This is a genomic window from Halomonas tibetensis, from assembly GCF_042643535.1.
In the GTDB taxonomy this organism is placed as follows: domain Bacteria; phylum Pseudomonadota; class Gammaproteobacteria; order Pseudomonadales; family Halomonadaceae; genus Halomonas; species Halomonas tibetensis.
Window position 1 is genome coordinate 389899 of sequence record NZ_JBHRSQ010000007.1, and the last position, 11389, is coordinate 401287.

Here is an 11389-nt window from a genome sequence, read left to right on the forward strand (position 1 = left end):
AGACGCCGGTGACGTCTCAACGCCTGATGGCGCTGGGTTTGCGCTTCTACGTGGTGGTGTTCTTCGCCTACCTCTTCTTGCCGCTTTTGGTCATGGCCGCGGCTACCTTCAACGATAGCCGATTTCCCACGGTAACCCCGTGGGACGGCACCACGCTGAAGTGGTTCGGCGAACTCGCCGCTGACAGCGGCATGTGGCAGGCCCTGGCCAACAGCGCCATCGTCGCCGTCGGGGTACTCTGCCTGGCGGTGCCCATTGGCATTGCCACGGCGCTGTTCCTCAATACCGTCTCGAGCCGTGCCAAGCCCTTCCTCTACGCGCTGATCCTGTCGCCGCTGCTCACACCGGGCGTCATCATCGGGATCTCGACGCTGATCTTCTGGCGCCAGCTAGGCGTCAGCGGGGGGATCTTCCTCACCGTGCTCGGCCAATCCACCTTTATTGCCGCCTATGTGATGCTGATGGTCACCGCGCGGCTACAGCGCTTCGATCGCACCATGGAGCTGGCCGCTTTGGACCTGGGTGCCACCCAGTGGCAGATGTTCCGGCGCATCCTGCTGCCCTATCTCAAACCGGCGATCCTCTCGGCGGGGGTGATCGCTTTCCTGCAGTCCTTCGAGAACTACAATACCTCTCTGTTCGTGGTGGGCTACGACACCACCCTGACGGTTTACATTGCCTCAAAGGTGCGCACCGGGCTGACCCCGGCGGTCAACGCTTTGGGCCTGATTTTGATCCTCGTCACCGTGCTGCTGGCCGTGGCCTATGAGGTCAAGCGACGCCGCGAGGCAGCCGGCAGCATGAAGGGAGTTTAGCTGTCCTCAGCGAGAGTCCCAAGCCATATCCAGCACTTCCAATGCCTCGGCAATCACCGCTTCCTCCCCGCGATCACGCCGCCAGATGAAGCTGAGCGCGCAGGGTAGGCGCGTCCCCTCGGCCACTACCAGTCCGCGCTCCTGGCGCTCTGCCATGGCCAGAGCGTCACGTGCCAGGCTGAGACCCACGCCGGCACGCACGAGATCGAGCATGCAGGCCTCCTGATCTACCTGGGCGACTCCGTTGGGGGTGAGGCCCAGCGGGTCGAGGGCACCCTGAAGCAGCCGGTGATGAACGGAATCCTTCGGTGTGACGATCCACGGCAGGGCGGCCAGGCTCGGCCAGTCGGTCTTCGCTAGCCGGCTCCCCCAGCCCGCCGGGGCGATGACATGGTAGTGGAAGTGGGTCAGTTCGCGGTGGGCCACCTCCGCGGCATTTCCCCCGGGGCCCTCGCCGGGCGGAGCCAGGAAGAAGCCCACGTCCAGCTCTTCGCGGCGCACGCGCTCCAGCACGCTGCCGCTCATGCCGTGGTGCAACTCGGTCTCGAGCTGAGGGGCGCGCTCCATCAGACGGCGCAGAAACGCCCCCAGGCGGATGAACTCCGGGTCGACGATGGTGCCGATCTTCAGCCGACCGCGCAGGGTGCTATGCAGGGCTCGGGCGCTCTGGTCGAAGGCGGCCACCGCCGCCAGGGCCTTCTCGGCGGCCGGCAGCAGCGCCCGGCCGTCATCGGTCAGCGAGAGTCCCTTTGGGTGTCGCTGGAACAGCGTCAGGCCGAGACTCGCCTGAAACTGCTTGAGCTTGAGGCTTACCGCGGGCTGGGTCAGGTGCATGCGCTCGGCGGCTCGGGAGACGCTGCCTTCCCGGGCCACCGTGATGAAGGCGCGCAGGGTCTGGAGATCCTGCATGAGGGCTTCCTCGCATCAAGGGCTGATATCAGCTGAACTTATAGGCTGGTTATGAATTACTCAATTGATTCGAGTCGCGGTGAAGCTATTCTGTGCACAACCGGGGAGCATTTTCTAACTTCCCCCGCGCGGAAAGCCGACGTCCAGCGCATTCTGACAACGATGAAACGAGGCCACCATGAGCGCAGCCAGTATCCCGCATTATATCAATGGGCAAATGTCTGCCGGACAGTCCGGCCAGAGCCAGGACGTTTTCAACCCGGCCACCGGCGAGGTCACGGGCCAGGTGATGCTGGCCTCTCAGGCCGATGTGGACACGGCCGTGGCTGCCGCCCAGGCCGCCTTTCCGGCCTGGGCCGATACGCCGCCAATCCGCCGCGCCCGGGTAATGTTCAAGTTCCTCCAGCTGCTCAACGAGCATAAGGATGAGCTTGCCGAAGCGATTACCAAAGAGCATGGCAAGGTGTTTACCGATGCCCAGGGCGAAGTCGCACGAGGTATCGATATCGTCGAGTTCGCCTGCGGCATTCCGCAACTGCTCAAGGGTGACTACACCGAACAGGTCGGTACCGGCATCGACAACTGGACGATGCGCCAGCCGCTGGGCGTCGTCGCCGGCATTACCCCGTTCAATTTTCCGGTCATGGTGCCGATGTGGATGTTTCCGCTCGCCATTGCCGCCGGCAACACCTTCATTCTCAAGCCGAGCCCCCTGGACCCCGGTGCCTCGCTGCTGCTCGCCGACCTGCTAAAGCGGGCCGGGCTGCCCGACGGCGTCTTCAACGTGGTGCAGGGCGACAAGGAGAGCGTCGAGGCGCTGCTTGACCACCCTGACGTCAAGGCGCTGTCGTTCGTGGGCTCCACGCCGATCGCCAACCTGATCTACGAGCGCGGTGCCCGTCACGGCAAGCGCATCCAGGCCCTGGGCGGCGCCAAGAACCACATGGTGGTGATGCCCGATGCGGACCTCGACAAGGCGGTGGATGCCCTGATCGGGGCGGCCTATGGCTCCGCCGGCGAGCGCTGCATGGCGATCAGCGTGGCAGTCCTGGTAGGCGACGTGGCCGACAAGGTGGTGCCGCAGTTGGCCGAGCGTGCCCGATCGCTCAAGGTCAAGAACGGCATGGCGCTCGACGCCGAGATGGGCCCGATCGTCACCGCCCAGGCCCACCAGCGCATCACCGGCTACATCGACAAGGGCGTGAGCGAGGGCGCCGAACTGGTGGTCGACGGCCGCGACTTCGATGCCGCCGGCACCGGCGAGGGCTGCGCCGGAGGCTTCTGGATGGGCGGCACCCTGTTCGATCACGTCACCCCGGAGATGACGATCTACAAGGAAGAGATCTTCGGCCCGGTGCTGGTCTGCGTGCGGGTGCCCGACATCGCCACCGCCATCCAGCTGATCAACGATCACGAGTTCGGCAACGGCGTGAGCTGCTTCACCGAGAGCGGCAGCGTGGCCCGCGAGTTCGGCCGCCGCATTCAGGTGGGCATGGTCGGCATCAACGTGCCGATCCCGGTGCCCATGGCCTGGCACGGTTTCGGCGGCTGGAAGCGCTCGCTGTTCGGCGATACCCACGCCTATGGCGAAGAGGGCGTGCGCTTCTACACCAAGCAGAAGTCGATCATGCAGCGCTGGTCAGATTCCATTCATGCTGGCTCCGAATTTGCCATGCCGACCCACAAGTAAGACGCGTCAACCATTGTCTCAGCGAGGGCACGTCATGGCAGAACAATTCCAAAATAGGCAAGAGTTCGACTATATCGTGGTAGGCGCTGGCACCGCCGGCTGCCTGCTGGCCAACCGCCTGAGCGCCGACCCGGCCAACCGGGTGCTGTTGATCGAGGCGGGCGGTCGCGACAACTACCACTGGATCCATATTCCGGTGGGCTATCTGTACTGCATCAATAATCCGCGAACCGACTGGTGCTTTCGCACCGAGTCCGACCCCGGGCTCAACGGCCGTTCGCTGATCTACCCCCGTGGCAAGACCCTGGGCGGCTGTTCCAGCATCAACGGCATGCTCTATATCCGCGGTCAGGCCCGCGACTATGACGGCTGGGCCGAGCTCACCGGCGACGACGCCTGGCGCTGGGACAACTGCTTGCCCGACTTCGTGAAGCACGAGGACCATCATCGGCTGGATGCGGGCGGCGATGCCGACGCGGCTCATCGCGACTTTCACGGTCACGGCGGTGAATGGCGCGTGGAGAAGCAGCGCCTCAGCTGGGAAGTGCTCGACGACTTCGCCACCGCGGCCGTGGAGGCCGGGATCCCGCGCACACGAGACTTCAATCGTGGCGATAACGAGGGGGTCGACTACTTCGAGGTCAACCAGCGGTCCGGCTGGCGTTGGAATACCTCCAAGGCCTTTCTGCGCGGGTCCGAAAAGCGCGACAGCCTCACCCTTTGGCATTCCAGCCAGGTGCTGGGTCTCGAGCTGGCACGATCAGGCGAGGGCGGCGAGCCGCGCTGTGCCGGTGTGCGCGTGGAACGCAATGGCAAGGAGACGGTGGCCCTGGCGGCGAAAGAGGTAATTCTCTCTGCCGGCGCCATCGGCTCGCCGCAGCTGCTGCAGCTCTCCGGCATTGGTCCGGCGGATCTGCTCGGTGAGCATGAGATCCCGGTGGCGGTGGACCTGCCCGGGGTGGGCGAGAACCTGCAGGACCACCTGCAGATTCGCTCGGTATATCGCGTGCATGGCGCCAAGACCCTCAATACCATGGCCAATTCCCTGGTCGGCAAGGCGAAGATCGGCCTGGAATATGCCCTCAAGCGCTCCGGTCCCATGAGCATGGCCCCCTCGCAGCTGTGCGCCTTTACCCGCAGCAGTGACGAGTACCAGCACCCCAACATCGAGTATCACGTTCAGCCGTTGAGCCTGGAGGCCTTCGGGCAGCCCCTGCACGACTTCCCGGCGATCACCGCGAGCGTGTGCAACCTCAACCCGACCAGCCGAGGCACGGTACGGATCAAGAGCCGCGATCCCCGCCAGCCCCCGGCCATTGCGCCCAACTACCTGAGCACGCCGGAGGATCGCAAGGTGGCCGCTGATTCGCTGCGGGTCACCCGGCGAATCGCCGAGCAGCCCGCCTTCGCCCGGTACTCGCCGGAGGAGGTCAAGCCCGGTGTTCAGTACCAGAGCGATGACGACCTGGCGCGTCTCGCCGGCGATATCGGCACCACCATCTTTCACCCGGTGGGCACGGTGAAGATGGGGAGCGACGACGACCCCATGGCGGTAGTGGACTCCCGTCTGCGGGTACGTGGGGTAGCGGGGCTGCGGGTGGTGGACGCCAGCGTGATGCCCACCATCACCAGCGGCAACACCAACTCGCCGACGCTGATGATCGCCGAAAAGGCGGCAAGCTGGATCCTGGCTGGGGCTTAACTCTGCTGTTGCCCAGGGCAAATAGTGTTTGACCTTCGTCATGGAAATGGGCAAAGTACACGCAGTTGGTTAGCAAGTCGAACATCGCAAGTGGTCATCGAAACGCTCATAGCATCGATCTCCCGGTGAAAAGTTTCTTGTTCTACCCACTGTAACTCGGGTATTTCCCGGCAAATCAAAACGCTATTAGAGGAATTCGATAATGGCTACCGGTACCGTCAAGTGGTTTAACGACACCAAGGGCTTTGGCTTCATTTCTCCGGACGACAACGGTGACGACCTGTTCGCTCACTTCTCCGAGATTCAAGCTGACGGCTTCAAGACCCTGCAAGACGGTCAGAAGGTTTCCTTCGACGTCACCCAGGGCAAGAAAGGCCTCCAGGCTTCCAACATCAAGGTCATCGGCTAAACGCCACTTGACCTCGATGTGACTCTCTCGAGAGTCTGAAAAGACCCGCTCCGCGCGGGTCTTTTTGTGTTTGTGTCATCTCTGTCTCCGGGAACCCTGTGCCGGGCTGCGGGCCGAACCGCATTGATTATTTTGGAATAAGAAGATCTCTATAAAGCGCTTTTTAGAATAACGATGTGGCGTCACAATGGCGACTCTCTGTCATTGACCGGATGCCTGCCATGCCCCCGGACGCCTGGATCTCCCTCGCCGTCGTGATCGCCGTCTTCCCGCTGATGGCATTTACCCGTCTCGGGCCCGATATCGTCCTGATGGGCGCAGTGATCGTGCTGCTGACCCTCGGTGTCATCGAGTCCTCCCAGGCGCTGGGTGGTTTCGCCAGTACCGGCCTGTTCACCGTGGCCTTCATGTACGTGCTGGTGACCGCCATTCGCCAGACCGGCGGCATCGACCTGATCATCCGCCACGTGCTGGGCCAACCCCGGGGCGAGGGCAGGGCGCTGATGCGCCTGCTGCTGCCAGTCGCGTCGCTGAGCGGATTTCTCAACAATACGCCGGTGGTGGCCACCTACATCCCAGCAGTGCTGAGCTGGAGTCGCCGAGTGGGTGTGCCGGCGCATCGCCTGCTGATGCCGCTGAGCTTCGCCTCCATTCTCGGCGGCACCATCACCCTGTTCGGCACCAGCACCAATCTTGTGGTGCACGGCCTGCTGGTGGATCGCTCGCCGGAGCTGGCCATGGGGCTCTTCGACCTCGCCTGGGTAGGCGTGCCGGTGGCGGTGATCGGCCTGGCCTATCTCATCCTGTTCGGGCCGCGGCTGCTGCCGGCGCGCCGCGGCACTGCAGCGGCCTTCGAGAATCCCCGTGAATTCACCATCGAGATGGAGGTCGATCCGGAGGGCCCCTTGATCAACCGCAGCGTGGAGGAAGCGGGGCTGCGCCACTTGCAGGAGCTGTTTCTGGTAGAGATCGAGCGCGGCGGCAACGTGGTCAGCGTGGTGGGGCCCGGCGAGCGGCTCAAGGGGGGTGACCGGCTGGTATTCGCCGGCACCAGCGAGGGGGCGGTGGAACTGCAGCAGGTGCGGGGCCTGATGCCGTCGCGCCACGGCGATTCGAGCCTGGAGAAGGACTTCAAGGAGCGCCGGCTGGTCGAGGCGGTGGTCTCCAGTCAGTGCCAGTTCGTGGGTCAGCGCATCCGCGATGGCCACTTCCGAACCCTCTACGGTGCCGCCGTGCTGGCGGTGTGTCGCGGTGGCGAGCGCGTGGCCGGCAACCTGGGCCAGGTGCGCCTGCAACCCGCCGACGTGCTGCTGCTGGAGGCGCGTCCTCCCTTTATTGAGCGTCATCGGCAGTCGCGGGATTTCCTGCTGATCAGCCAGATCAATGGCGCAGCGCGCCCCGTACACGAGAAGGCCTGGCTGGCCTGGAGTATCCTAGCCGGCGTGGTGGCCCTGGCGAGTCTCGGCGTGATGAGCATGATGAACGCGGCCATGCTGGGGGCAGCCATGGTGCTGCTGACCGGTTGCTGCACGGTGGGAGCGGCCAAGCGCGGGCTGGACACCCAGGTGCTGCTGACCATCGCCGCCTCATTCGGCCTGGGGGCAGCCCTGGAGAGCTCCGGGGCCGCCGCGGCCCTGGCCAATGGCGCCCTGGGGCTGGCCGGTGGCGATCCGCTGCTGCTGCTGATCGGTTCCTATCTGATGGTGGCGCTTTTGACCGAACTGGTGACCAACAATGCCGCCGCGGTGATCACCTTTCCGGTGGTGATGGCCAGCGCCGAGAGCCTGGGCGTGAGCCCCATGCCTTTCGTGGTGGCGGTGATGTTTGCCGCCTCGGCGAGCTTCCTCACGCCGATCGGTTACCAGACCAACCTGATGGTGCACGGGCCCGGCGGCTATCGCTTCGGCGACTTCCTGCGCGTGGGCGGGCTGCTCAATCTGATCACCGCCGCCATGGCGCTGACCCTGATTCCGTTGGTCTGGCCCTTCTGAGTGGCCGGGCGCCTCGCCGGCGCCGGGGCTTTGCGGTAGGGTGTCGAATCTGATTTCTCCGACTAACGGAAACCTTAACCATGAACCAATCCGGTGAGCTGATCATCGATCCGAAGGGCGCCAAGCCCGCCGATGCCTGCGTCTTTATCCTTCACGGCCTCGGCGCCGACGGCAGCGACTTCGAACCACTGGTGCCGGCACTACCACTGCCGGCGAACGCCAGCGTACGCTTCGTCTTGCCTCATGCACCGCGCCTTCCGGTGACCATCAACGGTGGCATGGTGATGCCTGCCTGGTACGACATCCTCGAGATGAGCCTGGATCGCCGCGTCGACGAGACGCAGCTGATGGCTTCGGCTGAGCGTATCCAGGCCCTGGTCCGCGAGCAGATGGGGCACGGCATCGACAGCCGGCGCATCATCCTGGCTGGATTCTCTCAGGGTGGGGCAGTGGCCTATCAGGCCGCACTCTCTTTCGAGGCGCCTCTGGGTGGCCTGCTGGCGCTCTCCACCTATTTTGCGACCTCGCAAAGCATCGCGCTTGCCGAGGCCAACCGAGAGCTACCCATCGAGGTGCACCACGGCAGCTTCGACCCGGTGGTGCCGGAGGCGCTGGGGCGTGCGGGCTTCGAGCGAGTCAAGTCGCTGGGCTATCCGGCCCACTATCGGCAGTACCCCATGGCGCATGCTGTCTGTCCCCAGCAGGTATCGGATATCGGCCACTGGCTGAGCCAGCGCCTGGCGCGCTGATCGTCCAAGGTCGCCTCGACAGGCTTGGGGCGGCTCGGCAAACTGGCCTGACGATATTCCGGTAAGCTTTCAGGACTGAGACCATGAGCCTTTCCCCATTCGCCAATCTCCCCGATGCCCAGGGTTACTTCGGTCGTTTCGGTGGCCAGCTGATTCCCCCCGAGCTCAAAAGAGTGATGGATGAGATCGACGCCGCCTATGAGGAGATTCGTGTTCGCGAGGATTTCCAGCAGGAGCTGGCCAGCCTGCTCGCCGACTATGTGGGACGTCCCAGCCCGATCTTTCATGCTCGACGGCTCTCGAAGAAGCTGGGTGGCGCTCAAATCCATCTCAAGCGCGAGGACCTAAATCATACCGGCGCCCACAAGATCAATCATTGTCTGGGCGAGGCATTACTGGCCAAGTTCATGGGCAAGACCAAGGTGATTGCCGAGACCGGCGCCGGCCAGCATGGTGTGGCCCTGGCTACTGCCTGCGCCCTGGTGGGTATTCCCTGCGAGATCCACATGGGCCAGGTAGACATCGAGAAGGAGCATCCCAACGTCACCAAGATGAAGATTCTGGGCTGTAAGCTGGTGCCGGTTACTCGCGGGACGGCGACCCTCAAGGATGCAGTAGACAGCGCCTTTGAGGAGTACCTCAAGGATCCCCAGCACTTCATCTATGCCATTGGCTCGGTGGTGGGGCCGCATCCTTTCCCGAAGATGGTGCGCGATTTCCAGTCGATCATTGGCCGCGAGGCCCGCGAGCAGTTCCTGGCGGGCCATGGGCGCCTACCCGATCACATCTCCGCCTGCGTGGGCGGTGGCTCCAACGCCATCGGCATGTTCACTGCTTTCCTCGACGACGAGGCCGTCCATCTGGTCGGCGTGGAGCCGGCCGGCGAGGGCCTGGAGACGCAACGCCACTCCGCCACCCTGACCCTGGGCAAGCCGGGTGAAATTCACGGCATGGCCTGCTACGTGCTGGAGGACGAGGCCGGTAACCCCATGCCGGTGCACTCCATCGCCTCCGGCCTGGACTATCCTGGCGTGGGGCCGCAGCACAGCTACCTCAAGGAGCTTGGACGGGTGGATTACCAGAGCGCCAGCGACGACGAGTGCCTTGACGCCTTCCTGACCCTGTCGCGGGTCGAGGGCATCATACCGGCGCTGGAGAGCGCTCATGCCGTGGCCTGGGCCATGCGCGAGGCGCCGACGTTGCCTACCGACCAGCACATCCTGGTCAACCTTTCCGGGCGCGGCGACAAGGATGCCGACTACGTGGCGGGCAAGCTCGGACTGTAAGTCGACTCCCGGGCCGAAGCGGCGCTGGTAACCCTCTCAGGTGCCCCACGGTGCATTCTGCGGTAGTGTGGAACTTGGGTCTGGAGAGGCCCGTTCACTGGACGCAGGGAGTGTCGTGACGTGAGCATGGAGAGAATCAGGCGGGCATGGCATCGCTGGTTGGCCGGAGAGGAGCGTGCGGCTCCCGGCTTGGGGGACCTGTTGCTGTCTCGTTACCCCGGGGCGGTCATGCTGCTTGACGAGAAAGGGGTGGTGCTGGAGGTCAATCCCGACTTCGAACGCCACGCTGGCCACGCCCCTAGCCAGATCCTCGGCCGCCGTGCAGTGACGCTGGATGCCGCTCCTCTGCACGGGGGGTTCGCGCTCGCTTTGGAGCATTGCCTGACGACTCGCCAGCCTTGGCGTGGCGTGTTGCTATGCCGGCGCGCCGATGGTGCTCTGCGCCATCAGACCACCATGATCCAGCTTCTGAGTGAGCCGCCGTCCGATACGCTGAGGCTGTTGGTGATCCAGTATGACGTTACCGGCATGCGTGAGCGGGAGCTTCACGACCGTCAGCTTCTGGCCAGGCTCGGCGATACCATTTCGCACCTGCCCGGCGTGGTCTTCCGCATGCGACAGGATGCGGCCGGGCGGCCAGAGTTGCTCTACGCCAGCGAAGGGCTCATGGCTCTGACAGCGTTGACGCCTGCCCAGGCCATGGATGACACAGAACGTCTGCTCGGTCTGATCCTGGAGGAGGATCGACGTTGGCTCGAGATGACCCTGGCCCAGTCGCTGGTGAGTCTGGACGATTGCCAGCTGGAAATTCGCCTCGACCTGCCGGACGGCGTGCGCTGGGTGGAGGCTCGCGCGAGGCCTCAGCGACGTCGCGATGGCAGCACCCTCTGGGACGGCCTGCTGATCGATGTGACCGAGCGCAAGGAAGAGGAGTTCAAGGTCCGCCGGCTGGTCAGCACCGATATTCTCACCGGGGCAATGAACCGGCGTGCCTTCTTCGAGCAGGTGGCGATGGTCCAGGCGCGTGCCCTGCGTCATGGCCAGGCTCTACCTTTGGCGATGCTGGATCTGGACCATTTCAAGGCCCTCAATGATACCCACGGCCATGCGGCGGGCGATCTCGCGCTGGAGGCCTTCGCGGCTACCTGCCGTGAGTGTCTTCGTCCCTATGACTTGTTTGCCCGCATCGGCGGAGAGGAGTTTGCGGTGTTGCTGGTGGACACCGCCCCCGACGAGGCCTGGGCTATTTTTGAACGCCTGCGCGAGGCGGTCGAGGAGATCGACCTGGAGGTCGATGGGACGATCATCCATTTCACGGTCAGCCTGGGGCTGGCAATTCTCGCGCCCGATGGCAGCCTGGATGGCACCTTGGGCGATGCCGACCGAGCCCTCTATCGGGCCAAGCATGAGGGGCGTAACCGTGTCTGCGGGCCTGTGGATCTGGAGCCCGCCGGGGCGGGCGGTAACGGGACGTGAGCTGCACGCTTGGCAATCCGGCCTTGAAGCGGTCACGATTCTACCTCATGTCATCAGTGACATGACGCCTGTCGGGCGTCACGATCTCTCTGCCGTGGGCGTCGCCCGCTATTAAATGGAGTAAATGAGCCATGTCCGGACTCTCCGAAAACTTCCGTCTCCCGGTTGCCTGTCCTAGCTGCGGTAGCCATTTGATGCGTGTCTCGCAGGTCAAGAATCCTGACGACAAGGTCTTCTGTGCTTCCTGCTCTCGCTTCGTCTGTCTCTACCACGAGGCCTGCACTGTTCTCGAGCAGGGGCCGTGCAGCGAGAGCGAGGCGCTGATCGAGCAGGCCGTCAATCGCGGTGATCGCTGATCGCCG

The 11389-nt window shown here is 64.1% G+C and carries 10 protein-coding genes; 9 read left to right on the forward strand and 1 reads right to left on the reverse strand.

What is annotated here, in order from left to right:
* Positions 1 to 26: 26 nt before the first annotated feature.
* Positions 27 to 815 (forward strand): ABC transporter permease, encoded by a 789-nt coding sequence (locus ACFODV_RS04705; RefSeq protein ID WP_379755596.1) that lies wholly within the window; start codon positions 27 to 29, stop codon positions 813 to 815.
* A gap of 6 nt (positions 816 to 821) precedes the next feature.
* Here the strand turns inward: ACFODV_RS04705 and ACFODV_RS04710 are convergent, their stop codons facing one another.
* Complete coding sequence (locus ACFODV_RS04710) at positions 822 to 1724, reverse strand: LysR family transcriptional regulator (RefSeq protein WP_379755379.1); 903 nt, start codon at positions 1722 to 1724, stop codon at positions 822 to 824.
* Between the two features lie 178 nt (positions 1725 to 1902).
* Here ACFODV_RS04710 and ACFODV_RS04715 point away from each other — a divergent pair, with 178 nt between their 5' ends.
* The 8 genes from ACFODV_RS04715 (at position 1903) to ACFODV_RS04750 (ending at position 11383) form a co-directional block, all read left to right on the forward strand.
* Entirely contained in the window at positions 1903 to 3414 is a 1512-nt protein-coding gene (locus tag ACFODV_RS04715) for a CoA-acylating methylmalonate-semialdehyde dehydrogenase (protein WP_379755382.1), read from the forward strand.
* A gap of 34 nt (positions 3415 to 3448) precedes the next feature.
* Positions 3449 to 5116, forward strand: coding sequence for a GMC family oxidoreductase (locus ACFODV_RS04720; RefSeq protein WP_379755385.1), 1668 nt, complete (start codon positions 3449 to 3451; stop codon positions 5114 to 5116).
* 202 nt (positions 5117 to 5318) lie between these two features.
* Positions 5319 to 5525 carry a cold-shock protein gene (locus ACFODV_RS04725; RefSeq protein ID WP_010629501.1) on the forward strand — a complete coding sequence of 69 codons (207 nt, stop codon included), beginning with the start codon at positions 5319 to 5321 and terminating at the stop codon, positions 5523 to 5525.
* Between the two features lie 221 nt (positions 5526 to 5746).
* Positions 5747 to 7516: an SLC13 family permease gene (locus ACFODV_RS04730; RefSeq protein ID WP_379755388.1), complete on the forward strand. Its 1770-nt coding sequence runs from the start codon at positions 5747 to 5749 to the stop codon at positions 7514 to 7516.
* An 80-nt stretch (positions 7517 to 7596) separates the two neighbouring features.
* Positions 7597 to 8265, forward strand: a complete 669-nt coding sequence (locus ACFODV_RS04735; protein ID WP_379755391.1) for an alpha/beta hydrolase — start codon at positions 7597 to 7599, stop codon at positions 8263 to 8265.
* 83 nt (positions 8266 to 8348) lie between these two features.
* Positions 8349 to 9551: a tryptophan synthase subunit beta gene (gene trpB, locus ACFODV_RS04740; protein WP_379755394.1), complete on the forward strand. Its 1203-nt coding sequence runs from the start codon at positions 8349 to 8351 to the stop codon at positions 9549 to 9551.
* A 126-nt stretch (positions 9552 to 9677) separates the two neighbouring features.
* On the forward strand, positions 9678 to 11027 hold the full coding sequence (locus ACFODV_RS04745) for a sensor domain-containing diguanylate cyclase (protein WP_379755599.1): 1350 nt from the start codon (positions 9678 to 9680) through the stop codon (positions 11025 to 11027).
* Between the two features lie 131 nt (positions 11028 to 11158).
* Entirely contained in the window at positions 11159 to 11383 is a 225-nt protein-coding gene (locus ACFODV_RS04750) for a hypothetical protein (RefSeq protein ID WP_379755397.1), read from the forward strand.
* Positions 11384 to 11389: the final 6 nt, after the last annotated feature.

Bases quoted from the DNA above. Each gene is read 5' to 3' on its own strand.
- ACFODV_RS04705 (WP_379755596.1), top strand. From the start codon at position 27: ATGGCGCTGGGTTTGCGCTTCTACGTGGTGGTGTTCTTCGCCTACCTC.
- ACFODV_RS04710 (WP_379755379.1), bottom strand. From the start codon at position 1,724: ATGCAGGATCTCCAGACCCTGCGCGCCTTCATCACGGTGGCCCGGGAA.
- ACFODV_RS04715 (WP_379755382.1), top strand. From the start codon at position 1,903: ATGAGCGCAGCCAGTATCCCGCATTATATCAATGGGCAAATGTCTGCC.
- ACFODV_RS04720 (WP_379755385.1), top strand. From the start codon at position 3,449: ATGGCAGAACAATTCCAAAATAGGCAAGAGTTCGACTATATCGTGGTA.
- ACFODV_RS04725 (WP_010629501.1), top strand. From the start codon at position 5,319: ATGGCTACCGGTACCGTCAAGTGGTTTAACGACACCAAGGGCTTTGGC.
- ACFODV_RS04730 (WP_379755388.1), top strand. From the start codon at position 5,747: ATGCCCCCGGACGCCTGGATCTCCCTCGCCGTCGTGATCGCCGTCTTC.
- ACFODV_RS04735 (WP_379755391.1), top strand. From the start codon at position 7,597: ATGAACCAATCCGGTGAGCTGATCATCGATCCGAAGGGCGCCAAGCCC.
- trpB (WP_379755394.1), top strand. From the start codon at position 8,349: ATGAGCCTTTCCCCATTCGCCAATCTCCCCGATGCCCAGGGTTACTTC.
- ACFODV_RS04745 (WP_379755599.1), top strand. From the start codon at position 9,678: ATGGAGAGAATCAGGCGGGCATGGCATCGCTGGTTGGCCGGAGAGGAG.
- ACFODV_RS04750 (WP_379755397.1), top strand. From the start codon at position 11,159: ATGTCCGGACTCTCCGAAAACTTCCGTCTCCCGGTTGCCTGTCCTAGC.